This window comes from Micromonospora ferruginea (assembly GCF_013694245.2).
Taxonomy (GTDB): Bacteria; Actinomycetota; Actinomycetes; order Mycobacteriales; family Micromonosporaceae; genus Micromonospora; species Micromonospora robiginosa.
The window spans coordinates 1,912,855-1,934,825 of record NZ_CP059322.2 but is presented as its reverse complement, the minus strand read 5'-3'; the positions used below and the strand labels follow the sequence as shown (position 1 = coordinate 1,934,825).

Here is a 21,971-nt window from a genome sequence, read left to right as displayed (position 1 = left end):
CCCTCGGCAGCTCGGAACGTCGAGAGCGTCGGGCCGGACCGGGCCGGGCCGGGTGTGCGAGGATCAGCGTTCGTGGAGACCGTCGGCGACCCGCCGTCCGCCGCGCCGCACCGGCCCCGCCGGCGGCTGCACGTGCTCGACTGGATCGCGATCGCGCTGGCCGTCGTGGGCGTGCTCTGCGTGCTCACCGGCCTGCTCCCGCGCGCCGACGCCGAGGCCACCGTACGCCGGATCGCGCCCATCCTGATCTTCCTCGGCACGGTGGTGGTGCTGGCGGAGCTGACCGCGGTGGCCGGCGTGTTCGACGCGCTCGCCGCCCGGGTGGCGATCACCGCCCGGGGCAGTTTCCGGGCGCTGTTCTGGCTCTGCGTCGGCTTCGCGTCGGTGACCACGATCGCGCTCAACCTGGACACCACGGCGGTGCTGCTGACGCCGGTGATGATCGCCCTGGCCCGGACGTTGAACGTGCCGCCGACGCCGCTGGCCATGACCACGGTCTGGCTGGCCAACACCGCGAGCCTGCTGCTGCCGGTGTCCAACCTGACCAACATCCTGGCCAGCGACCGGATCGGGCTGGACCCGGTGCCGTGGTCGGCCCGGATGTGGTGGCCGCAGCTCGTCGCCATCGCGATCACCATGCTGCTGCTGTGGTGGTGGTACTGGCGACCGGCCCGCGCCGGGGCCGATCCGTTCGTCCCGCCGTCGCCGTACGTGCCGCCGGACCGCCTGCTCTACCGGACCGCGCTGCTGGCCTGCCTGCTCTTCGTCGCCGGGGTGCTGGCCGGGGTGGAGATCGGCATCGCCTCCGGGGTGGCCGCCGCGATCCTGGTGGCCGGCTTCGCGGTGCGGGCCCGGCACCGGCTGCGCGCGGCGCTGGTGCCGTGGCGGCTGCTGGTGTTCGTCACCGGGCTGTTCCTGGTGGTGCAGACCATCGGCCGGCACGGCCTGGACACGGTGATGGGCGCGCTGATCGGCACCGACCCGGGCGCGGAGGGCGCGCTGCGGGCGGGCGCGGTCGGCGCGCTGTTCAGCAACGCGGTCAACAACCTGCCGGCGTACGTGGCCGGCGAGGCGGTCATCGCCGCCGACCGGCACACCCAACTGCTGGCGCTGCTCATCGGCACGAACGTCGGCCCGCTGGCCACGCCGTGGGCGTCGCTGGCCACGCTGATCTGGTACGAACGCTGCCGGGCGGCCGGGTTGACGGTGCCGCTGGGCCGGTTCGTGGCGACCAGCGCCGCGCTGGCCGCGCTCGCCACCGCGTTCACCGTGGCCGCGCTGCTGGTCGGGCCGGGCGCCTGACGTCGGCCGGTCACCGCCGCCACGGCCGGCGGGCCGCGTAGAGCAGCGCGCTCCCGGCGAAGAACCCGGCGCTGAGCGCCAGCCAACGACCGAGCAGCGGCTCCGGGGCCAGGCCGGTGGCCGCCGCGTAGGTGCCGTCGCCGAGCCCGAGCACGCCGGGCAGGTAGACCAGGAACAGCAGCGCCGACCCGAGCGCCGGGACCCGGACGTGGTTGCGCAGCGACCGGCCGGCGCGTCCCAGCAGCCGGTCCGCCGCCGCGTACGCCGGGAACAGCACCAGGTCGTGGGCGACCGCCGCGCCGACGAACCAGAGCAGCATCCGGCCAGCGGTCGGCTCGCCGGCCAGCCGCAGCGCGACCCAGCCGGTCACCGTGAAGCAGCCGAGCAGGAGCAGCAGGTGACCTGGCCCCGCGCCGTACGCCCGCCGGAGGTCAGCCATCGAACACGATCTCCGCCACCCACTTGGTGCAGTGCACGCCGGGCAGCGCGGGCACCACGACCCGGGCCGGGAAGCCGTGGTCGGGGCTCAGGTCGACGCCGTTGACCCGCAGCGCCAGCAGCGCGTCCGGGTCGGTCACCTGGCCACCGTGCAGGGTGGCCCGGCTGAACAGGCCGCCGCGCTCCAGCGAACCGACCCGCGCGGCGGTCAGACCGGTCGCGCCGACCAGCGCGGCGAGGTCACGCAGGCGTACCCCGGTCCAGGTCTGCGACGTGGACCAGCCCTCCACGCAGGCGATCGGCAGCGTGGCGGTGTGCTGCGGCAGCGCGAGCAACCCGACCCGGTCCAGCGTGACGACGCGATCCCCGGCCCGCAGCGACAGCCGCCAGCCCGCGCCGGCGCGCTCGGCCGTGACACCGGCCGCCGCCGCGGTGCGGTTCACCGGGAAACCGGTCGGCCCGTCGCCCACCCGCCGGCCCCGGGGCAGCAGCAGCGCGGTGCGCCGCAGCGCGTCCACGCTCTGCCCCACGGTCAGCGCGGCCAGCAGCAGCGCGCCGCCGCCGGTCAGCGCCAGCACCCCGCGGCGGCTCGTCGTCGCCGGGCCGGGCCGGCGGGCCACCAGGCCGTCCGGATCCGACGGCTCTGGCGCGGTCCGCTCCACCGGGGTACGCGCGAAGCCCGGCCCGCGCAGCGCGGTCACCATCCGGGGCAGCTTGATCGCCACGTGCGCCACCAGCGCCACCGTGAAGATCCACGCGCCGTACCAGTGCGCGGTGTAGAAGTCGAAGCCGAACAGGTACGCGTACTGGACGTTGAGCAGGCCGGTGACGCTCTGGAACAGGATGCCGCCGACCAGCAGCAGCAACGACAGCCGCTCCAGCACCTGCGCGACCGAACGGGCCGGCGGCCAGGCGAACAGCTTCGGCACCACCGACCAGAGCTTCGCCAGCACCACCGGCACCAGCACGATGCCGAGCGTCACGTGCAGCCCCTGGGTGACGCGGAACAGCCACGCCGGCCGGGTCGGCCAGTCGAACACCGGCGGGTGCAGCCATCCCACGTCGCGGGGGAACGCCTGGTCGAAGCGGGGCCCGTAGGCGATCCAGTCGAGCAGCCCGGTGACCACCACCAGCGGCAGCGCGGCCAGCAGCACCGCGCCGAGCACCGAGGTCAGCCACGGCCCGCGTACCGGGCTGCGCCAGGCCCGCTCGACGGCGTCCACGCCGGGCGGCCGGTGCCGGTCCAGGGCGCGCCAGAGCCGGGCCGGCACGGCGTACCTCGGCTCGTGCGGCGGTGGGGCGTCGGTGGTCACGGGATGGGACGCTAGACCGCGCCGGCGGCCGGCGACGGCGTTTGCCGCATTACCGAAGCCTTACCGCCGCGGTCCCTTACGGACCGCTGACGTCCGGCGCGAACCGACCACCCACCCGGGCCGGGTGCCCTAGCGTCAGCGGGTATGCGGGTACTGGTCACCGGCGCGGCCGGGTTCATCGGATCGCAGATCGCCGACCTGCTCGCGGCCGAGGGCCACCAGCCGGTCTGCCTGGACGCCCTGCTGCCGCAGGCGCACGGCGGGGAGCTGCCGGAGTGGTCCCGCCGGCACGACCCGGTGGTCGGCGACGTGCGCGACGGCGAGCTGCTGGACCGGCTGCTGTCCGGCGTGGACGCGGTCTGCCACCAGGCGGCCATGGTCGGGCACGGCCTCGACCCGTCCGACGCGCCCGACTACGCGGCGCACAACGACCTCGGCACGGCCGCGCTGCTGGCCGCCATGCACCGCGCCGGGGTACGCCGGCTGGTGCTGGCCAGCTCGATGGTGGTCTACGGCGAGGGGCGCTACACCTGCGACCGGCACGGCGTGGTCCGTCCCGCCCCGCGACGCGCCGCCGACCTGGCCGCCGGCCGGTACGACCCGACCTGCCCCGACTGCGGCGCCACGCTCACCCCGGCGCTGGTGCCCGAGGACGCGCCGCTGGAGCCGCGCAGCACGTACGCGGCCAGCAAGCTCGCCCAGGAGCACTACGCCGCCGCGTGGGCCCGGCAGACCGGCGGCGGGGTGTGGGCGTTGCGCTACCACAACGTGTACGGCCCCCGAATGCCCCGCGACACCCCGTACGCCGGGGTGGCCTCGCTGTTCCGCTCCGCGCTGGCCGGCGGGCGCGCGCCCGTCGTGTTGGAGGACGGCCGCCAGCGGCGGGACTTCGTGCACGTCACCGACGTGGCGAGGGCGAACCTGCTGGCGCTGGCCGCGCCGCCGCCCGACGGCCTGGTGCCGGTGAACGTCTGCTCCGGTGAGCCGCACACGGTGGGCGACCTGGCCGCCGCGCTGGCGGCGGCCATGGCCGGCCCCGCGCCGGTGGTGGCCGGCGGCGCCCGGGCCGCCGACGTCCGGCACGTGGTCGCCGACCCCACCCGCGCCCGCGAGTTGCTGGGCTACACCGCGAGGGTCACCTTCACCGACGGCGTGACCGCCTTCGCCACCGACCCCAACGCGCCCCCGCCACCCACCTGACCCCCACCCCACCTGACCCCGCCCCGACCCCACCCCGCCCCGCCCCGCCCCACCGCATCGTCGATCTTGGAGTTATGGCACCTCCGATATGGGTCTAACACGACATCCTGGGCGCCACAACTCCAAGATCGGCGAGTCACGCACGATCAGTCCGGTGAGCGCCGCGTGCAGAGCGCTCGCGGGCCGGAGAGCGCCCCGCGATATTCCCGCGGCGCTCGGGTGGAACGCGATGGGTGCCTGCGATGGGGCTCGGACATCCATGGCGTTCCAGTCACACCTCGGCGGCTTGGTTGGTGGAACGCGATGGGTGTCTGGGAGGGCTTGCAACACCCATCGCGTTCCAGTCACGCCCCGGCGACGTGTCGGGTGGAACGCGACGGGTGTCTGGTGGACGGAGGGCAGGGCTGGGTGTTCGGCTGGGTGGGTGGGTGGGTGGGTGGGTCAGGAGACGGTGAGGAGGAGGTGGTTGACGAGGAGGGCGGTCAACGCCTGGGCGGCCAGCCAGCGGCGCCGCGTCGACGGGGGCAGGTGGGCCACGGCGACGAGCAGCCAGACCACGAACGGCAGCCAGATCCGCTCCACCTCGGCCTTGCTCATCCCGGACAGGTCGGCAACGGTCACCACCAGCGCGGCGGCGGCCGGCAGCAGCACCGTCGGGCCGAGCCGGACCACCCGCCGTGCCCGGACGACCCACGTCGCCGACCCGTCGACGGATGGCGACGCGTCCACGGCGGACCAGGCGACGCGGGCCGCGACGGCGGTCCGGCGCAGCGCGGGGCCGAGCACCGGCCCGGTGGCGAGCAGCAGCGCGGCCAGGTTCGCCCAGACCCAGTACGCGTACGGGCGGTCCGCCGCCCAGCCCTGGTAGTAGCGCTCGACGACCCGGTCGTACCCCTCCCACCAGTGGAACCCGGCCAGCACGAACAGCGCCGTGACGGCGGCGACACCGGCGGCCGCCGCGAGCAGGGTCGCCCGGTGACGGTCGCGCCGCAGTGCCAGCACGGTCACCGCCAGCGCCCCGACCAGCACGAACCCGTACGACAGGTGCAGCGCGAAGCCGAGCAGCAGGCCACCGGCCAGCGCGGCGCGCGGCCCGCGTACCGCCAGCAGCGCCAGTCCGGCGGCGACCACGCCGGTGAACACCGCGTCGGCGGAGGCGCCCAGCCACACCGCGCCGGGCAGCAGCACCAGGAACGGCAGCACCGCGCGGGCCGCGTCGGCGGCGCCCAGCGCGCGCAGGGTGACCGGCACGGTGACGACGACGGTGGCCCCGACCAGCACGCAGCACAGCGCGGCGGCGGTGCCACCGCCGAGCCCGATCCGGTCCAGCCAGACGAACACCAGCAGCGCGCCCGGCGGGTGCCCGGCGGTGTGGGTGGACCAGGAGTCGGGCTGGAAGTCCAGGATGCGGGCGGTGAAGCCGGCCAGCATGGCCGGGATGTCGGTCACCCCGGGCACCTCGTGCAGGTACTCCGCCTGCGGGGTGAGTCGCCGGGTCAGCCCGGCGGACCAGCCGTCCACCAGGGCCAGTGCCAGCGTCCAGGCCACCGCGGCCAGCCAGCCGGCGGCCAGCAGCGGCCCCCACCGCGCGGTGCGCGACCAGCGCAGCCCCGGCCCGAGCACGACCAGCGCGACCACCACCGCGAGCGGCGTACCCCAGCCGACGTGCGGTCGCCAGGTGGCGTACAGCGGGGCGGCGTCGGCGTGCAGGCCGACGCCGCGCCGGTTGAGCACCAGGCCGACCACGACGGCGGCGGCGAGCAGCACCGCCTCGACGGCGACCGCGACCAGGTCGCCCCGGCGTGGGGGCCCGGCGCGGTTCGCGGTGGGGGCGCGGCGCAGGGTGGGTGCGGTTCTCATGACGACCGCACGGTACGGCCCGCCGGCGTCGCCCGGGACGCCAACCGCCGACGTGTCACGGGACGGTAAGAAGTGCCTGCTCGGTAAGGGTTCCGTAAGCACGATCGGGGCTCCTGCGGGCCGCTGCCGGCCTAGCGTCGGCGGCATGCGGACACAGATCGACGTGGTGCTGCCGTGCCTGGACGAGGCCGCCGCCCTGCCCGGGGTGCTGGGCGCGCTGCCGCCCGGCTACCGGGCGATCGTGGTGGACAACGGCTCCCGGGACGGCTCGCCCGAGGTGGCGGCCCGGCTCGGCGCCCGGGTGGTACGCGAACCCCGCCGCGGTTACGGCGCGGCCGTGCACACCGGCCTGGAGGCCGCCGAGACCGACCTGGTCTGCGTGCTGGACGCGGACGGCTCGTTCGATCCCGGCGAGCTGCCGGCGCTCGTCGCCCCGGTGGCGGCCGGCACGGCCGACCTGGCGGTGGGCCGTCGCCGCCCGGTGTCCACCGGCGTCTGGCCGTGGCACGCGCGGGCCGGAACCGCGCTGGTCGCCGCGTTGCTGCGGCAGCGCGGGGTGCCGTTGCGCGACCTCAGCCCGATCCGGGTCGCCCGACGCGCGGACCTGCTCGCGCTCGGGGTCACCGACCGGGCGTTCGGCTACCCGCTGGAGTTGATGATCCGCGCGGCGGCGGCCGGCTGGCGGATCCACGAGCGCGACGTCCGCTACGCCCCGCGCGCCGCCGGCACGAAGTCCAAGGTGTCCGGCTCGGTACGCGGCACGGTCCGGGCCACCCGCGACTTCCTCACCGTGCTGCGCACCGTGGACGGCCGGCGGTGACCGTCCTGCTGGTGGTGGCGAAGGCCCCGGCGCCGGGCGCGGTGAAGACCCGGCTCTGCCCGCCGGCCACCCCGGAGCAGGCGGCCCGGATCGCCGCCGCCGCGCTGCGCGACACCCTGGACGCGGTGGCCGCCACCCGGGGCGTACTGCCGGTGCTGGCGCTGGCCGGGCGCCTGACCGACGCCGAGGACGGCACGGACCTGGCCGCCGCGGTCGCCGGGTGGCCGGTGCTGCCGCAGCGCGGTGACGGCCTGGCCGATCGGCTCGCCCACGCGCACGCAGACGTGGCCGACGCGTACCCGGGGCGGCCGGTGCTGCAGATCGGCATGGACACCCCGCAGCTCACCCCGGGGCGGCTGGCCGCCGCCGTACACCGGTTGTCCGCGCCCGGCACCGACGCGGTGCTCGGGCCGGCCACGGACGGCGGCTGGTGGGGGCTGGGCCTGCGCGACCCCCGGTCGGCGGCGGCGCTGCGCGGCGTGCCGATGTCCACCGCCGACACCGGCCGTTTCACCCACGCCGCGCTGGTCGGGCGCGGCCTGCGGGTCGGCGCGTTGCCGACGCTGCGCGACGTGGACGACTGGTCCGACGCGCTGGTGGTGGCCCGGGCCGCACCCGGCGGCCGCTTCGCCCGCGAGGTCGCCGCGCTGCGGCCGACGCTGGTAGGTCGCCCGTGAGCGCGAGGAGTGAGCCGGGGTTGCGAGCCCCGCAGTCGCGAACCGACGCCGGCACCGTGAGCGCGAGGAGTGAGCCGGGGTTGCGAGCCCCGCAGTCGCGAACCGACGCCGACACCCTCAGCGCGGGGACCGAGCGGGTACGGGTGGACGGGTTCGGCGGCGCGCTGCGGCGGCGGGCGGGCGCCCACTGGCTGGTACGGGCCGACGGGGTTCGCCGCCGGCTGCCGGTGGACCGGTGGCACGGTCCGGCGGAGGCGGCGACCGCCGCGTTGGTGGCCCGGTGCCAGGGGCCGACGCTGGACCTGGGTTGTGGGCCGGGGCGGGTGGCCGCGGCGCTGACCCGGGCCGGCGTCACCACCGTCGGGGTGGACGCCTGCCCACGCGCGGTCGCGTTGACCCGGTCGCGGGGCGCCGTCGCGGTGCGGGCGGACCTGTTCGCGCCGCTGCCCGCCGAGGGCCGGTGGCGGCACGTGGTGTTGCTGGACGGCAACATCGGCATCGGCGGCGACCCGGAGCGGCTGCTGCTGCGGTGTCGGGAGCTGCTGCGCCCGGACGGCACCGTGCTCGTCGAACTGGACCCGCCCGGCAGCGGCGCCTGGCGGGGCCAGGCCCACGTCGTCTCCGGCCGGCGGCGGGGGCCCAGTTTCGGCTGGGCGTGGCTGGACACCCGGGCGGTGCACGCGCCGGCCGCCGCGGCCGGGCTGGTGGTGCGGGACCTGCGCCCGGACGGTGGTCGCTGGTTCGCGGAGCTGGCCGTCGCCTGAACCGGCCGGGCGGAAATCTGCTACGGCCTAGCTCCGCGCAGCCGCTAGCGTGCCCCGCATGACCCCGACCCTGCACTTCTTCGCCGACCCGGGCGAGTTCCTCACCGTCGCCGGCGACCATCTGGCCGCCGACCCGGTGGTCAACACCGTGGTCGCCTCCGTCGCGCACCGGATGGCCGCCCGCCGGGCCGAGGGGGTCGAGCTGCCGGCGGACGACTGGTGGCTGGTGGTCCGGGACGGCTCCGGGGCGGTGGTCGGGGCGGGCATGCGGGCGGCGCCGTTCCCGCCGCGCCCGCCGTTCCTGCTGCCGATGCCGGCGGAGGCGGCGGTCGCGTTGGCCCGCACCTGGCACGAACGCGGCGAGCAGGTGTCGGCGGTCAACGGGGCACTGCCCGCGGCCCGCGAATGCGCCGCCGAGCTCGCGCGCCTGGGCGGCGGCCTGGTGGAGGTCGCCCAGCACACGCGGCTGCACGAGCTGGACACGGCGGTGCCGCCCGCGCCGGCGCCGGGCGCGCTGCGGGTGGCCGGCGAGGGCGACGTCGACCTGGTCGCCGCGTGGTTCGACGCGTTCATGGCCGACGCCGACGAGCAGGCGGGCCGCCCGCGCGGCGCCAGCGCCCACGAGACACCCGACCGGGACGACCTGCTGCGGCGGATCCGGAGCGGCCGGGTCTGGTTCTGGACCGACCCGGCGGGCCGGCCGGTGCACCTCACCGCCGCGAACCCGACGGCGTTCGGCGTCGCCCGGGTGGGACCGGTCTACACGCCGCCGCAGGAGCGCGGCCGGGGGTGGGCCGGCAACGCGGTCGCCGAGGTGAGCCGGCTGCTGCGGGCCGAGGGCGCGCGGGTGTGCCTCTTCACCGACCAGGCGAACCCGACGTCGAACCGGCTCTACGCCCGGCTCGGCTTCCGGCCGGTGGTGGACATGGCCAACCTCGTGGTCGTCCCCTCCTGAGTGTCGGCCGGGCTCAGTCGTCGAGGCCGAGCGCGGCGAGCCGGCGCGGGTCGGCGACCACGTCCACGGCGACGATCCGCCCGCCTGCGACGGTGAACGCCATCACCGACAGTGTCCGGCCGCCGGCGCGGACCAGCACCCCGGCGGCGCCGTTGACCAGCACCGGCCGGGCGTACGGGAAGAGGCGGCCGAACGTGGTGGCCTGCGCGGCGACCTCCCGCGCGCCGGTGAGCACGGTCGTGTGCCGGGCGCGGGCGGTCCCGCCGTCGGAGCGCAGCACCACGTCCGGGTGGAGCACCGCGATCAGCGCGTCGAAGTCGCCCTCGCGGGCGGCGGCCAGGAACGCGTCCACCACCGCCCGCTGGCGGGCCAGGTCCTTCTCCGGCGCGGGGGCCTGCCCGCGTACCCGGCGGCGGGCCCGGCTGGCGAGCTGCCGGGCCGCCGCGGGCGAGCGGTCGACCAGGGGGCCGATCTCGTCGAACGGCACGCCGAACATGTCGTGCAGCACGAACGCGAGCCGCTCGGTCGGGTTGAGCGTGTCCAGCACCACCAGCAGCGCCAGGCCCACCGAGTCGGCGAGCACCGCGGCGTGCGCCGGGTCCGCGTCCGGCTGCGGCGTCTCGACCACCGGGTCGGGCAGGCGTACGTCCAGCGGGTCCTCCCGGCGGGCGGTGCGCGAGCGCAGGATGTTCAGGCCGACCCGGGCCACCACGGTGGTCAGCCACGCGTCCAGGTTGTCGATCTCGTCGGTGTCGGTGCGGGCCAGCCGCAGCCAGGTCTCCTGCACGGCGTCCTCGGCCTCGGTCAGCGAGCCGAGCAGCCGGTACGCCACCGCGCGCAGGCGCGGCCGCTCCCGTTCGAACCGCTCCGCCAGCCGGGTGTCGCCGTCCATCGCCGCCTCCCTCTCCTCACCCTCCCGACCCGGGACGCGCCGCCGACGTGACGGTGTATGTCGCCGGTCACATCGGTCACATCGGGGCCACCGCCCGGGTCGACCGGTCAGGCAACCGATCCCGGGAGGACGACATGCACACCCCCATCCTGGTCACCGGCGGCACCGGCACGCTCGGCCGGCACGTCGTACCGCTGCTGCGCGCGGCCGGGCACCCGGTCCGCGTGCTCAGCCGGCGCGGCGGCCCGCCCGGCGACGGCGTCACCCACGTCACCGCCGACCTGCTCACCGGCGCCGGCCTGGAACCGGCGCTGCGCGGCGTGACCACCGTGCTGCACCTGGCCGGCGGCGCCAAGGGCGACGACCGGGTCGCCGCCAACCTGGTCCACGCCGCCCGGCGGGCCGGGGTGACTCATCTGGCGCACGTCTCGGTGACCGGCGCCGACCGGGTGCCGCTGGCCTGGCTGCGGTCCAAGCGCGACGCCGAGCGGGCGGTGGCCGACTCCGGCCTGCCGTGGACGGTGCTGCGGGCCGCGCAGTTCCACGACCTGGTGCTGACCATGCTGGCGGCGATGACGAAGCTGCCGGTGGTGCCGGTCCCCGGCGGCCTGCGGCTGCAACCCGTCGACGCCGCCGAGGTGGCCGCGCGGCTGGTGGAGCTGACCCTCGGCACGCCGGCCGGCCTGGTGCCCGACCTGGCCGGGCCGGGCACGCACGGCCTGGACGAGCTGCTGGCCGGCTACCTGGCGGCGACCGGGCGGCGGCGGTTGCGGCTGCCGGTGCGTCTTCCCGGCCGGGCCGGGCGCGCCTACCGCGACGGGGCGAACCTGGCCCGGCCGGGCGCGACGCGGGGCGTCCGCACCTGGGACGACTTCCTGGCCGAGCGGCTCGGGCGCGGTGTCGGTGGCGTGCCTACCAGCCCACCGAGTCGAGGCTGACCGGGGTGAGCCGGCGCACCTGCGGCTCGATCCACTGTGCCGCGGTGACCAGCTTGACCAGCCGGTCGATCGTCTCCGGCGGGCCGGCCACGAAGCTGCGCTGGTCCGCCGGGGCGCCGTACCGGTCGTCGAACGTGCCGCCGTCCAGCGCGCGCACGGCCATGCCGGCCTCGGCGGCCAGCAGCATCCCGGCCGGCAGGTCGACCGCCTCGGGGCGGTAGCCGACGATCCCGTCGATGTCGCCGCGGGCCAGCATCACCCAGGCCAGCAGCGGCGCCCACAGTTGCAGCACGCGGCGGGCGGTGGTGTCCAGGACGACCTTCAACGCGCGGGCGGTGCTGTCGTCGCGGCGGACCCCGTGGCCCTGGGTCCAGGCCAGCACCGGCGCGGCCGGCACCGGCCGGTGGGCGGCGCGCAGCGGGCGTCCCGCCGGGTCGGAGCCGTGCACGAAGGCACCCTGGCCGCGCACCGCGGACCAGGTCCGGCCGGCGATCGGGTCGTGCACCACCCCGAGCACCGGGGAGCCGTGCTCGCACAGCGCGATGCCGACCACGTACGCGGGGAGGCCGATCGCCACGTTGTTGGTGCCGTCGAGCGGGTCGACCAGCCACGCCCAGGTGGTGTCCGGCGCGTACTCGCCGCCCTCCTCGGCGATCACCCCGTGCTCCGGCCAGCGGGCCCGGATCCGGTCCACGATCAGCCGCTCGGCGGCCAGGTCGAGGTCGGTGACCAGGTCGCCGGAGTCGTCCTTGGCCCGGGCGTGCACCTCCCCCCGGATGCCCCGCCGCAGCAGTTGCCCGGCCGCCCGGGCCGCCTGCACCGCGAACCGGTGCGCGTCGCGCAGGTCGGGCCCGCCTCTGTTCGGCTCCACGTCCATGGCTCCTCCAGCCAGTCAGCCCCGTGCCACCAGTCGCGCGATCTGTCGCGCCATCCGCGCGGTCTCCGCCGCGTCGCAGCGGTCCCGGCGTACCCGGTGGCTGCGCCCGTCCACCGCGCCGAGGCTCAGGTCGCACGCGCCGGGTGTGGTCCGGCCGAGCGCCACGGTCACCGCCGGTTCGCCGGTGCTGACCTCCGAGGTGTGGAAACCGCCGGCGCGCAGCGCGTACGAGTCGCCGGCGGAGTGCGTCTCCACGGTCGCGGTCGTGGCGGTGACCAGCCGGTCGGTGGCCGCCACCTCGTCGACCTCGCCGAGGCTGTGCACCTCGTAGACCCGCCAGGACGGGTCGGCGGGCGTGTCGGTGACGTCGATCAGCTCGTTGCGGACCGTGCCGTGCAGCACGTGGCTGAGCAGGTCCCAGCTGTGCGAGTGCATCGCCGAGGTGCTCGGGCGCACCGCCGGTGGCTCGGCCGGCCAGGCGTGCACGCAGATCCCGTCCGGGCCGTCGCGCTCCACCGGCAGGCAGGTGAAGCCGAGCGGGTGCCGGACCGCCCGCAGCGCTCGCCGCCCGTCGGCGACGTCGCCGAGCACGCCCAGCACCCAGTCGCGCAGCAGCTCCGGCCGGGTGCCCCGGTCGATCTCCCGTTCCAGGTCGGCGTAGCTGGTCATGTGTAGGGGTTCCTCGCCTGGAGGGCCTTGCGCACGATGTCGGCGACCTCCCGGTCGCCGAAGGACCGGGGCAGCGCCAGGCCGAGCGCGGTGAACAACCGGCGGACCTGCTCGACCGACGGCTCGTCGTCGAGCCGGACCTGGCCGGCCGACTCGACCGGCACCCGTCGGCTCTGCCGGCGGCTGTAGTCCAGCTCGATGTTGAACCGGTTGTAGTAGACCTCGCCCCGGTCGATGCGCAGCGCCGGGGTGCGTGGGTTCTCCTGGGTGATGACCACGCAGGAGGACGAGAGGTCGTAGCGGAACGTGGTCATCTGCGCGGAGAGCCGCAGGTCGACGGTGAGCAGGCCGGAGCGTTGCATGTACCAGCACGCGGCGAGCACGGTCGCGTACGACTCCTTGCGGGTGCGGTCGACCGTCCACGGCTCGGTCTGCGCGGTCGGCTCGTCCGACTCCAGGCTGCGCCGGAAGCGCGCGTACCGCTCGCAGACCTCCTCGTCGGTCGGGTCGATGATCTCGACGGCGACGGTGAGCGTGGCGTTGCGGCGGCGGGCCGCCTTCAGGCACTCGGGCAGCGTGACCGCGCGCAGGTAGGTGCCGGTGCCGCCCTTGAAGTCCCACCGGTCGGTGTGCTGGCGCGCCTCGGCGAGCGCCTGGCCGACCTCGCTGCCGTGCAGCACCCGCACCATCGAGGAACTGTGGATCGCCTCGCGGGCCCGGCTCAGCGCGCCCTCCGGGCCGGTCAGCTCGCGGATCGGCGGCACCAGGTCGGTGAGCCGCTCGCGGGTGTCCACGATGACCTGGCGGACCTCCTGCTCGGCGGTGCGGCGGCGCAGCCGGTCGCGCAGCACGGCCTGCGCGAGCAGGCCGAGGACCAGCAGGATGGCGCTGTTGACCACGTCCTGGCTGACCGTGTTGGTCAGGCCGAGGACGGCCACCGTGACGGCCAGCACCAGGCCGATGAAGGCGTCGAGATTGCTGACGACCCAGCCGATCAGGCGCGCCATGACATCCCCCGGTCGACGACGGAGCCTCCATGATAGCCCTTTGTCAATATCGCGATCACGCACTGTTCCGGGGCGGTGGCGCAGTGGCGCGCCTGCGGGCGGCGCAGATCAGCGACCCGCCGAGCCCCGGCGCGGCCCGGGCCAGCCACCGCGAGGTGACCCACCGTCCGCCGGGCAGCCGCCAGCCCACCTCGTTGGAGCGGATCGCCGTCGGGGTGAACCCGGCCCGGCGCAGCGTGCGCCGCAGCAGCGACGCGGTGAACGGCCGGATGTGCAGCCACAGGTAGGGGTGCAGCGGGTCGACCTGGCGCGGCGCCCGCCCGGCGAGGAACGCCAGCCGGTCCTGCACCGGCGCCAGGTTGGGCGTGGTGAGCACCAGCAGGCCGTCCGGCGCCAGCACACGGTGGCACTCGCGCAGCAGCGCCAGCGGGTCGTAGACGTGCTCGATCAGCTCGCCGGCGAGCAGCCCGGCGAAGCTGCCCGCCCGGAACGGCAGCCCCCGGGTGGCGTCCAGGCAGACCGGCAGTGCCCGGCCGCCGGCCGCCCGCCGGGCGGTGCCCAGCGCGGTCTCGGCCATGTCCGCCAGCACGAGCGGGCCGGGCAGCGTGGCCGGGTCGAGCATGCCGCGCGACCCGCACCCCAGTTCCAGCACCGGCCCGCCGCCGGTCACCCCCTCGGCCACCAGCCGGGCCGCGACGGCGCGGCGCACCCGGTGGTACGGGTCGTCGACGTACCCGTCGACCTGCGCGCCGTCGTGGTAGCGGTGGTGGTTGGCGTGCCGGCCGTGCGCCTGCGCGCGGTGTGCCGAGGTGCCGGTCGGCGGCTCGGGCATCACACCTCCCCCCGCGGTCGCCGGCCCCGTCGGCGGCGTCCACCCCCAGCCTCGCACCGCTCGCGCCCGACGGCGTGGACATCCACTCCGGATACGCCGACGCGGCGGCCGTCGCCCGGCCGCCGCGTCGGTGTGCGGGCGTCTCAGATCGCCCGCGCCCAGTCCAGCCGGGACGAGTCGTCGTACTCGTCGCCGGGGATCCACCACTCGGCGTCGAAGCCCCGGGTGGCGACGAGGATGTTGCCGCCGTCCGGTTCCGGGTTGGTGGGTGGCACGGACAGCGCCGCGCAGTAGCGTCCGTCCGGGGAGAACACCGGTGACAGGTAGACCCGTGGCTCGGCGGTGAGCCGCTTGAGGCCGGTGCCGTCGACCCGGACCGAGCCGAGGGCGCCGCCGAGGATGTCGACGTCACGGGTCCAGCGGTTGGTGGAGAACACCACCCGGCCGGTCTCCGGCGTGAACACCGGCCACCCGAAGTGCTCGCCCGGATCGGGCTGGTGGATCCGCCGCACCTTCCCGGTGGCCAGTTCCAGGGTTCGCAGTTGGTGTCCCTCGGAGCGGCTGATCCACTCCATCACGATCATCGAGCCGTCGCGGGACCAGTTGGGTCGCACCATGCGGTGGCCCTCGACGAGGACCCGCCGGGCGCCGGTGGCCACGTTCACCGCGACCAGACGGCTCTCGCCGATCACCAGGGCGACCTCGGTGCCGTCCGGTGACCAGGTCGGCCACTCGTAGTAGACCCCGAACCGGTCGGTGATCAACGTGCGGCTCAGGCCGGTGACCCGGTCGTACACCTCGAGGGTGACGTCGAACGCGGGCCCGGGCGTCTGGCCGCGCACGGCCAGGTACCGCCCGTCGGGGGAGGCGGCCACGTCGCCGCCGGAGGACAGCAGCACCCGCGGGGTGGTCCGGCCCGGGTCGATCTGGAGCACGCCGGGACCGGTGACGATCCACGACCCGTTGACCGCCTCGGCGGCGGCGGCCGGCGCGGTGACGAGCCCGGTGGCGGCGGCCGCGCCGGTGAGCGCGGCGGCGCGCAGCAGCGTACGGCGGCTCATCGTGGTCATGCGGAGGCTCCCGTCGTGGCGACGGGCCGGGCCCAGTCCAGCCGGGTGCTGTCGTCGTACTCGTCGCCGGGCACCCACCACTGCGCGCCGAAGCCGCTGGTGGAGACGATGATGTTGCCCCCGTCGGGGTACTCGTTCTCCGGCGGGATCGACAGCGCCGCGCAGTAGCGCCCGTCCGGCGAGAACACCGGCGACAGGTAGAACCGCGGTTCGTCGGTGAGCTTCTTCAGCCCGGCGCCGCCGATCCGCACCGAGGCGAGCGACTGGTTGAGCGTCGCCAGGTCGGGATACCAGCGGGTGGTGCAGAAGACCACGCGCTCGGAGTCGGGTGTGAACACCGGCCCGCTGACCCGCTCCCCCGCCTGCGGGGCGTAGAGCCGCCGCACCGTGCCGGTCGCCAGTTCCAGGACGCGCAGTTGCGGGCCCTCGGAGCGGCTGCGCCAGTGCATGACGATCATCGAGCCGTCCCGGGACCAGTCCGGCGAGCTCATGGCGTGACCCTGGACCAGCACGCGGGTGCCACCGGTCGCCACGTCGACCGCGATCAGCCGGTCCTGCTGGCTCCCCGTCACCAGGGCGATCTCCCGGCCGTCCGGCGACCAGGTCGGCGCGCCGTAGAGCACGCCGGGCGGGTCGGCCAGCAGCGTGCGCTTCCGTCCGGTGACGCGGTCGTGCACCGCCACGTACGGCAGCAGCGTGCCGTCGCCCGACCAGGCGGTGTTCACCCAGGCCACGTACCGACCGTCCGGTGAGGCCTTGGCGTGGTCGCCGTCCGGCAGCAGCGATCGCGGCGTGGTGCGGCCCGGGTCGATCTGGAGCACGCCCCAGCCGACGCTGACCAGCCACGGTCCGTTGCCGGCCTCGGCGGCCGACGCCGGCGCGGCGGCGAGCCCGCCGGCCAGGCCGGTCGCGGCGGCCGCGCCGGTCAGCGCGGCGGCGCGCAGCAGGGTACGACGATTCAGTGCGGTCATGCGGTCTCCCCGTGATAGACGTCCGCCTCACCCTCCTGATCGGACGTTCGCCGAGGGATCGGGCGAGCGGACCGTTCACCGTCGGCCACTCGGCCAGGACGCGGGGTGACCGGCCGGGACAGCCGGTACCCTCGCCCCGGTGACCTCCGACGCGCTGCGCCGTGCCCTGACCGACCCGGGTGACCCGCCGGTGCTCCCGCTGCCCGGGGTGGCGGTCGAGTTGCTGGACGCGCTCGCCGCGCCGCCCCGGCTCGGCGCGCACCTGCGGCTGGTGCACGACGTGGCCTGGCGCCTGACCGCCGCGTTCGCCGACCGCTTCGGCGCGGTCCCGTTCGACCGGCAGGCGGTGCTGTTCGGCGCCGCGGTGCACGACCTCGGCAAGGTCGAGCACCCGGCCGAGCTGACCGGGCCCGGTTCGGCGCACGAGGAGGCCGGCTACCAGTTGCTGCTGCGCTTCGGCGTGCCCGAGGAACGGGCCCGCTTCGCCGTCACCCACGCCGCCTGGCGCTCCCCCGGCGTGCAGTTGGAGGACCTGCTGGTCAGCCTCGCCGACAAGGTGTGGAAGGGCCGCCGGGTCGCCGACCTGGAGCAGCTCGTGGTGGACCGGCTCGCCGGCATCACCGGGCAGGAGCCGTGGCAGACGTTCCTGGACCTCGACGACGTGCTCGCCGAGCTGGCCGCCGGCGCGGACCACCGGCTGGCCTTCCAGGCCGAGCATCCGGTGTACGACTGACCCGCCCGGCTGTTACCCGGCGGTTACGCCACGGCGAAACCGCTGTTGCCCAGCGGGTCGACCGTCGGGCCAGGGACACCGGACGGGGTCCCCGGCACACGGGAGGTCATGATGAGGATCGGACGGACACTGCTGGCGCTCGTCGTCCTGCTCGGCGGCCTGGTCGCCGGCGTGAGCGGCGCGAGCGCGGCGGCGCCCTACTGCGGGATCACCTGGGGCAGCACGGCCAAGGCGGCCGGGGCGCTGAGCACCGCGCCGCTCGTCGACGTGCGCACCGAGCGGCAGGACTGCTGGGACCGGGTGGTCTTCGAGTTCGCCGGGCCGGTGAGCGGCTACTCCGTCGCCTACGGCGAGACGTACACGGAGGGGCAGGGCCTGGCGCTGAGCCCGTACACCGCCGGCGGCGCGCTGCTGTCGGTGTCGTTGCGGGCGCCCGCGTACGACGGTGGGCACGTGGCGACCGTGCCCTACCGCGTGGGCGAGCACGCCGCGGTCGTGCTGGGCGCCCGGACGGCGCGTGACGTGGTCTTCGGCGGCAGCTTCGAGGGCTACACCACGTTCGCGACGGGCGTGCGCGCCCAACTGCCGTTCCGCGTCCTCGTGCTCAGCGGCCCCGGCACGCACAGCCGGATCGTGCTCGACGTGGCCCACCAGTGGCAGGCGTGACACGTCGCCGGAGGTGACGAGGGGCCGACCGGCCCCTCGTCACCGTCCGATCCGCCCACGCCGTCCGGGGACCCACCGGATTACGCTGGGTGATCGTGGAGGGCCGCGTGCTGGTCGTCGAGGACGACGCCTCCATCCGGGAGGTGTCGGCTCTCGGCCTGCGCCGTGCCGGGTTCCGGGTGACCACCGCCGCCGACGGTCCGGCCGCCCTCGCCGTCTGGCGGGCGGGCCCGGTCGACCTCGTCGTGCTCGACGTGATGCTGCCCGGGCTGGACGGCTTCGAGGTGTGCCGGGAGATCAGGCGCACCAGCCGGGTGCCGATCCTCATGGTCACCGCCCGCACCGACACCATCGACGTGGTGGTCGGTCTGGAGTGCGGCGCCGACGACTACCTCCGCAAGCCGTTCGACCTGCCGGAACTGGTCGCCCGGGTGCGCGCCGTGCTCCGTCGCGCCGTCCCGCCGGCGGCCGAGGCCACCGTGACCGTCGGGCCGCTGGAGATCGACCCGGCGCGTTTCGTGGCCCGCCGGGACGGCCGCGAGCTGCCCCTCACCGCCACCGAGTTCCGGCTGCTGCTGGAGCTGGCCCGGCGCCCCGGCCAGGTGTTCACCCGCGAACTGCTGCTGCACCGGGTCTGGGGGTACGACCACCTCGGCGACTCCCGGCTGGTCGACGTGGCCGTGCAGCGCCTGCGCGCCAAGGTGGAGGCCGACCCGCACGCGCCGGCGCTGATCCGCACGGTTCGCGGCGCCGGCTACAAGCTGGCGACGGGGTGAGCGGGCCGTGGCGGCCGGCGGCGTCGCACCCGGACGGCTCCGGCGCCGGCTGGTCGTCGCGTTCGTGCTGGTCGCCGGCCTGTCCGCGGGGGCGCTGGCCGGTGGCTCCTACCTCATGCTGCGGCAGGCCCGGTTCGACGGTTCACTGCAACGCGCCGCCGCCGACGCCCGCTACCAACTCCTGGTCGCCGCGCAGTTCCTGCCGCTGACCGAGACCCGCCGCACCGACCTGCTGGCCGGCTTCGAGGAGTCGGGCCGGCACGTGCTGCTGGTCGCCGGCGGCTCCTGGGCGTCCGACCCCCGGTACGCGCCCGTGCCCGGCCGGGACCTGCGCGCCGCCGTCGCCGCCGGGCAGCTCGGCTTCCAGCGCACCTCCGGCCGGCCGCGGCTGCTGGTCGTCGGGGGCCGGATCCCCGGCTCCACCGCCGAGCTGTACGTGGTGACCGTCGAGGACGACGTGGTCGACGCCCTGGCCCCGCTGCGTACCGCCTCGGTGGTGGGGTGGGTGGTGGTGGTGCTGGTCGCCGCCGCGGTGGGCAACGCGCTGGCGCGCCGCACCCTGGAACCCGTCGGCCGGGCCAGCCGGGCCGCCCGGGCGGTGGCCGAGGGGCTGCTGGGCACCCGGCTGCCGGTGCGTGGCCGCGACGAGTTCAGCGCCTGGGCGGTGTCCTTCAACGAGATGGCCGAGGCGCTGGAGGCCAAGATCGAGGCGCTGTCGCGGGCGCAGGCCCGGGAGCGGCGGTTCACCGCCGACGTGGCGCACGAGCTGCGTACCCCGGTCACCGCCCTGGTGGCGGCGGCCTCGCTGCTCGCCGACGGGATCGACGCCCTCCCCGCCGACGCGCGGCGGGCGGCCGAGCTGCTCGTGGCCGACGTGGTCCGGCTGCGCCGGCTGGTCGAGGATCTGATGGAGATCTCCCGCCTAGACGCCGGGCGCGAGGCGCTCGCCACCCGGCCGGTGGACGTCGCGGCGCTGGTGCGGCGGATCACCGCCGACGCGCCGGGCGCCCGCGTCACGGTGGCCGACGACGTGTCGCCGGTGGTGACGGATCCGCGCCGGCTGGAGCGGATCCTGACGAACCTGGTGACCAACGGGGTCGAGCACGGTGGCGGCCGGCTCGTCGTCGCGGTCCGGCGCACCGACACCGCGCTGGTGGTCGACGTCGCCGACCGCGGTCCGGGCATCCCCGCCGCGCACCTGGCCCACGTCTTCGACCGGTTCCACAAGGTCGACCCGGCGCGCACCGGGCCGGGCAGCGGGCTCGGGCTGGCCATCGCCCGGGAGAACGCCGGACTGCTCGGCGGTCACCTCGACGTGACCAGCGAGGTGGGGCGGGGCACCCGCTTCCGGTTGACTCTGCCGCTCGACGCCGGGGGCGACCGATGCGACGCCTGATCCCGCCGCTCGCCGCGCTGCTGCTGGTCGCCGGCGGGTGCGCCCCGCCGCGTACCGGCTCGCTCGGGCCGGCGCCGGTCGCACCGTCCACCAGCGCCACCGTGCCGGCCGGCGCCGGCCCGTCGACGGGGGCGCCCGTGCCGGCGTCGCCGTCGAGCCGCGCCGCGACCGCCGGGACGCCGACCGGCTCGGGTACGCCGGCCGCCGCGTCGCGCGAGCCGGTCGGCACGGTGAGCGTGCAGCTCTGGTTCGTCCGGGCCGGCCGGCTGGCACCGACCCGGCGCGCGCTTCCCGCCACCGTGGCCACGTCCCACCTGGCGCTCGACGCGCTGGCCGCCGGCCCGTCGGCGGCGGAGAGCGCGACCGGCCTGACCACCCTGGTCCCGGCCGGCACGCGGGTGACCCGGATCGCCGACGGCGTCGCGACCCTGGTCCCGCCGGCCGGGTTCGACGCCGGCGGGACCGTCGCCGCCCGGACGCGCCGCGCCCAGGTGGTCTGGACGCTCACCCAGTTCCCCACCGTCCGGCGGGTGGCCTTCGCCCCGGCCGGCGCGGCGACCGGGCGGGACGACTACGCCGACCTGCTGCCCGCGATCGTGGTGACGGCCCCGGTGATCGGCGAGCACGTCGGCAGCCCGGTCACCGTCACCGGCACCGCCGACGTGTACGAGGCGACGGTGAGCGCGCGGGTGCTGGACGCGGCGGGCCGGCAGGTCGGCGCCGCGTTCACCACCGCCTCCTGCGGCTCCGGCTGCCGGGGCGCCTACCGGCTGACCGTCCGCTACCGGGGCGTGGCGCCCGGCGGCGGCGTCGTGGAGGTGTTCCAGGTGTCGGCGCGTGACGGCTCCCGGATGGACGTGGTGCGCGTCCCGGTCACGCTGACGTCAACCGGGTGACCGTGAAACGATTGACTTTCGATAGGTTGAGAGCGATAGTCGATATATGTTGACTACCGAGCGCGCCGTGACGGCACTCCGCGCCTTCCTCGTCCTGCTGTTCGGGATCCTGGTGCTGTTCCAGACGATGTCGCTGCCCGGGCAGTTCGCGCACATGGCCCGGGAGAACCCGGACGACGCGTACCTGCGGTGGCCGGCCACCGCGGTCACAGTGTTCTGGGTGCTCTGCGTACAGGTGGTGATCGTGTGCACCTGGCAACTCCTCACTCTGGTCAAACATGATCGGATCTTCACCGAGGCGTCCCTGGCCTGGGTCGACGGCATCGTCTGGGCGATCGCCGCCGGCTGGGCGAGCCTGGTGGGCGTCTTCCTCTGGGTCGGGTTCCACGCCGACGACCCCGGCCTGCCGCTGCTGCTCTTCCTGCTCAGCACCGGGGTCAGCGTGCTGGGGCTGCTGATGGTCGTGATGCGCGCCCTGCTGCGGCAGGCCACCACGCTGCGCACCGACATGGAAGCGGTGATCTGATGCCCATCGTCGTGCGCATCGACGTCGAACTGGCCAAGCGCAAGATGAGCGTCGGCGAGTTCGCCGAACGCGTCGGGCTCACCCCGGCCAACGTCGCCGTGCTGAAGAACGGCCGCGCCAAGGCCGTCCGGTTCAGCACCCTGGAGGCGATGTGCCGGGTCCTCGACTGCCAACCCGGCGACCTGCTCGAGTGGGTCGCCGACGAGAACGAGGAGAACCGATGAGACACCTGCCCGCCGCCGTCGTCGTCCTCGCCGTCGCGCTCGGCGTCGCCGGATTCGTGTACGGGGAAACCGACGACTCCCCCGGCCTCCAACTCCTTTCCGCCCTGTTCGTCATCGGCGCGGTCGCCGTCGCCGTGCGCCTCTCCCGTCGTACCCGGTAGGGCCGGCG

24 protein-coding genes and 1 pseudogene are annotated in these 21,971 nt (G+C 75.9%); 15 read left to right on the top strand and 10 right to left on the bottom strand.

The genetic code is table 11. The features are described 5' to 3' along the window. Window positions 1–72 precede the first annotated feature (72 nt). Complete coding sequence (locus H1D33_RS08480; RefSeq protein WP_181568592.1) at window positions 73–1,302, top strand: ArsB/NhaD family transporter; 1,230 nt, start codon at window positions 73–75, stop codon at window positions 1,300–1,302. Window positions 1,303–1,312: 10 nt separating this feature from the next. On the opposite strand, the gene H1D33_RS08475 is transcribed toward H1D33_RS08480, so the two are convergent. Both H1D33_RS08475 and H1D33_RS08470 read right to left on the bottom strand, forming a co-directional pair. Continuing rightward, on the bottom strand, window positions 1,313–1,741 hold the full coding sequence (locus H1D33_RS08475) for a hypothetical protein (protein WP_181568593.1): 429 nt from the start codon (window positions 1,739–1,741) through the stop codon (window positions 1,313–1,315). Then, window positions 1,734–3,053: a molybdopterin-dependent oxidoreductase gene (locus H1D33_RS08470; protein WP_181568594.1), complete on the bottom strand. Its 1,320-nt coding sequence runs from the start codon at window positions 3,051–3,053 to the stop codon at window positions 1,734–1,736. The genes H1D33_RS08475 and H1D33_RS08470 overlap by 8 nt, the downstream gene beginning before the upstream one ends. Before the next feature lie 144 nt (window positions 3,054–3,197). Here H1D33_RS08470 and H1D33_RS08465 point away from each other — a divergent pair. Continuing rightward, window positions 3,198–4,351: pseudogene (locus tag H1D33_RS08465) on the top strand (NAD-dependent epimerase/dehydratase family protein). A 343-nt stretch (window positions 4,352–4,694) separates the two neighbouring features. Here H1D33_RS08465 and H1D33_RS08460 read toward each other — a convergent pair. Beyond that, window positions 4,695–6,113 (bottom strand): hypothetical protein, encoded by a 1,419-nt coding sequence (locus tag H1D33_RS08460; protein ID WP_181568596.1) that lies wholly within the window; start codon window positions 6,111–6,113, stop codon window positions 4,695–4,697. A 145-nt stretch (window positions 6,114–6,258) separates the two neighbouring features. Between H1D33_RS08460 and H1D33_RS08455 the strand changes: the two genes are divergently transcribed. The 4 genes from H1D33_RS08455 (at window position 6,259) to H1D33_RS08440 (ending at window position 9,329) form a co-directional block, all read left to right on the top strand. Then, window positions 6,259–6,933 (top strand): glycosyltransferase family 2 protein, encoded by a 675-nt coding sequence (locus tag H1D33_RS08455; protein ID WP_181568597.1) that lies wholly within the window; start codon window positions 6,259–6,261, stop codon window positions 6,931–6,933. Continuing rightward, complete coding sequence (locus H1D33_RS08450; protein WP_181568598.1) at window positions 6,930–7,610, top strand: TIGR04282 family arsenosugar biosynthesis glycosyltransferase; 681 nt, start codon at window positions 6,930–6,932, stop codon at window positions 7,608–7,610. The genes H1D33_RS08455 and H1D33_RS08450 overlap by 4 nt, the downstream gene beginning before the upstream one ends. Before the next feature lie 80 nt (window positions 7,611–7,690). Then, a complete protein-coding gene (locus H1D33_RS08445; RefSeq protein ID WP_246411533.1) occupies window positions 7,691–8,374 on the top strand; it encodes a methyltransferase domain-containing protein in 684 nt (227 codons plus the stop codon). Window positions 8,375–8,432: 58 nt separating this feature from the next. Further along, window positions 8,433–9,329, top strand: coding sequence for a GNAT family N-acetyltransferase (locus tag H1D33_RS08440; RefSeq protein WP_181568599.1), 897 nt, complete (start codon window positions 8,433–8,435; stop codon window positions 9,327–9,329). A gap of 13 nt (window positions 9,330–9,342) precedes the next feature. On the opposite strand, the gene sigJ is transcribed toward H1D33_RS08440, so the two are convergent. Beyond that, window positions 9,343–10,221 carry an RNA polymerase sigma factor SigJ gene (gene sigJ, locus H1D33_RS08435; RefSeq protein WP_181568600.1) on the bottom strand — a complete coding sequence of 293 codons (879 nt, stop codon included), beginning with the start codon at window positions 10,219–10,221 and terminating at the stop codon, window positions 9,343–9,345. Between the two features lie 134 nt (window positions 10,222–10,355). On the opposite strand from sigJ, the gene H1D33_RS08430 reads away from it, so the two are divergent. After that, window positions 10,356–11,159 carry an SDR family oxidoreductase gene (locus tag H1D33_RS08430; protein WP_181568601.1) on the top strand — a complete coding sequence of 268 codons (804 nt, stop codon included), beginning with the start codon at window positions 10,356–10,358 and terminating at the stop codon, window positions 11,157–11,159. On the opposite strand, the gene H1D33_RS08425 is transcribed toward H1D33_RS08430, so the two are convergent. The 6 genes from H1D33_RS08425 to H1D33_RS08400 all read right to left on the bottom strand — a co-directional run bounded on the left by H1D33_RS08425 (window position 11,134) and on the right by H1D33_RS08400 (window position 16,585). Then, entirely contained in the window at window positions 11,134–12,036 is a 903-nt protein-coding gene (locus H1D33_RS08425) for an inositol monophosphatase family protein (protein WP_181568602.1), read from the bottom strand. The two genes, H1D33_RS08430 and H1D33_RS08425, sit on opposite strands and share 26 nt — an antisense overlap. Window positions 12,037–12,051: 15 nt before the next feature. After that, window positions 12,052–12,705: a hypothetical protein gene (locus H1D33_RS08420; protein WP_181568603.1), complete on the bottom strand. Its 654-nt coding sequence runs from the start codon at window positions 12,703–12,705 to the stop codon at window positions 12,052–12,054. Beyond that, on the bottom strand, window positions 12,702–13,712 hold the full coding sequence (locus tag H1D33_RS08415; RefSeq protein WP_181568604.1) for a hypothetical protein: 1,011 nt from the start codon (window positions 13,710–13,712) through the stop codon (window positions 12,702–12,704). The genes H1D33_RS08420 and H1D33_RS08415 overlap by 4 nt, the downstream gene beginning before the upstream one ends. Before the next feature lie 55 nt (window positions 13,713–13,767). Next, a complete protein-coding gene (locus tag H1D33_RS08410) occupies window positions 13,768–14,544 on the bottom strand; it encodes a class I SAM-dependent methyltransferase (protein ID WP_181568605.1) in 777 nt (258 codons plus the stop codon). Between the two features lie 143 nt (window positions 14,545–14,687). Next, on the bottom strand, window positions 14,688–15,614 hold the full coding sequence (locus tag H1D33_RS08405; RefSeq protein WP_181568606.1) for a TolB family protein: 927 nt from the start codon (window positions 15,612–15,614) through the stop codon (window positions 14,688–14,690). Next, window positions 15,611–16,585, bottom strand: a complete 975-nt coding sequence (locus H1D33_RS08400; protein ID WP_181568607.1) for a TolB family protein — start codon at window positions 16,583–16,585, stop codon at window positions 15,611–15,613. Before H1D33_RS08400 ends, H1D33_RS08405 begins: the two co-directional genes overlap by 4 nt. Before the next feature lie 139 nt (window positions 16,586–16,724). On the opposite strand from H1D33_RS08400, the gene H1D33_RS08395 reads away from it, so the two are divergent. The 8 genes from H1D33_RS08395 to H1D33_RS08360 all read left to right on the top strand — a co-directional run bounded on the left by H1D33_RS08395 (window position 16,725) and on the right by H1D33_RS08360 (window position 21,963). Next, entirely contained in the window at window positions 16,725–17,318 is a 594-nt protein-coding gene (locus H1D33_RS08395) for an HD domain-containing protein (protein ID WP_181568608.1), read from the top strand. Window positions 17,319–17,429: 111 nt separating this feature from the next. Beyond that, the gene (locus tag H1D33_RS08390; RefSeq protein WP_181568609.1) at window positions 17,430–17,984 is read left to right on the top strand and encodes an AMIN-like domain-containing (lipo)protein; all 555 of its coding nucleotides are present in this window, start codon (window positions 17,430–17,432) and stop codon (window positions 17,982–17,984) included. Window positions 17,985–18,079: 95 nt separating this feature from the next. Beyond that, window positions 18,080–18,760, top strand: a complete 681-nt coding sequence (locus H1D33_RS08385; protein ID WP_181568610.1) for a response regulator transcription factor — start codon at window positions 18,080–18,082, stop codon at window positions 18,758–18,760. A 7-nt stretch (window positions 18,761–18,767) separates the two neighbouring features. Continuing rightward, window positions 18,768–20,156: a sensor histidine kinase gene (locus H1D33_RS08380; protein ID WP_181568611.1), complete on the top strand. Its 1,389-nt coding sequence runs from the start codon at window positions 18,768–18,770 to the stop codon at window positions 20,154–20,156. After that, entirely contained in the window at window positions 20,144–21,052 is a 909-nt protein-coding gene (locus tag H1D33_RS08375) for a Gmad2 immunoglobulin-like domain-containing protein (protein WP_181568612.1), read from the top strand. The genes H1D33_RS08380 and H1D33_RS08375 overlap by 13 nt, the downstream gene beginning before the upstream one ends. A 67-nt stretch (window positions 21,053–21,119) precedes the next feature. Beyond that, the gene (locus H1D33_RS08370) at window positions 21,120–21,578 is read left to right on the top strand and encodes a DUF2975 domain-containing protein (RefSeq protein ID WP_246411535.1); all 459 of its coding nucleotides are present in this window, start codon (window positions 21,120–21,122) and stop codon (window positions 21,576–21,578) included. Further along, window positions 21,578–21,802: a helix-turn-helix domain-containing protein gene (locus H1D33_RS08365; RefSeq protein ID WP_181568613.1), complete on the top strand. Its 225-nt coding sequence runs from the start codon at window positions 21,578–21,580 to the stop codon at window positions 21,800–21,802. Before H1D33_RS08370 ends, H1D33_RS08365 begins: the two co-directional genes overlap by 1 nt. Then, window positions 21,799–21,963 (top strand): hypothetical protein, encoded by a 165-nt coding sequence (locus H1D33_RS08360; RefSeq protein ID WP_181568614.1) that lies wholly within the window; start codon window positions 21,799–21,801, stop codon window positions 21,961–21,963. Before H1D33_RS08365 ends, H1D33_RS08360 begins: the two co-directional genes overlap by 4 nt. Window positions 21,964–21,971: the final 8 nt, after the last annotated feature.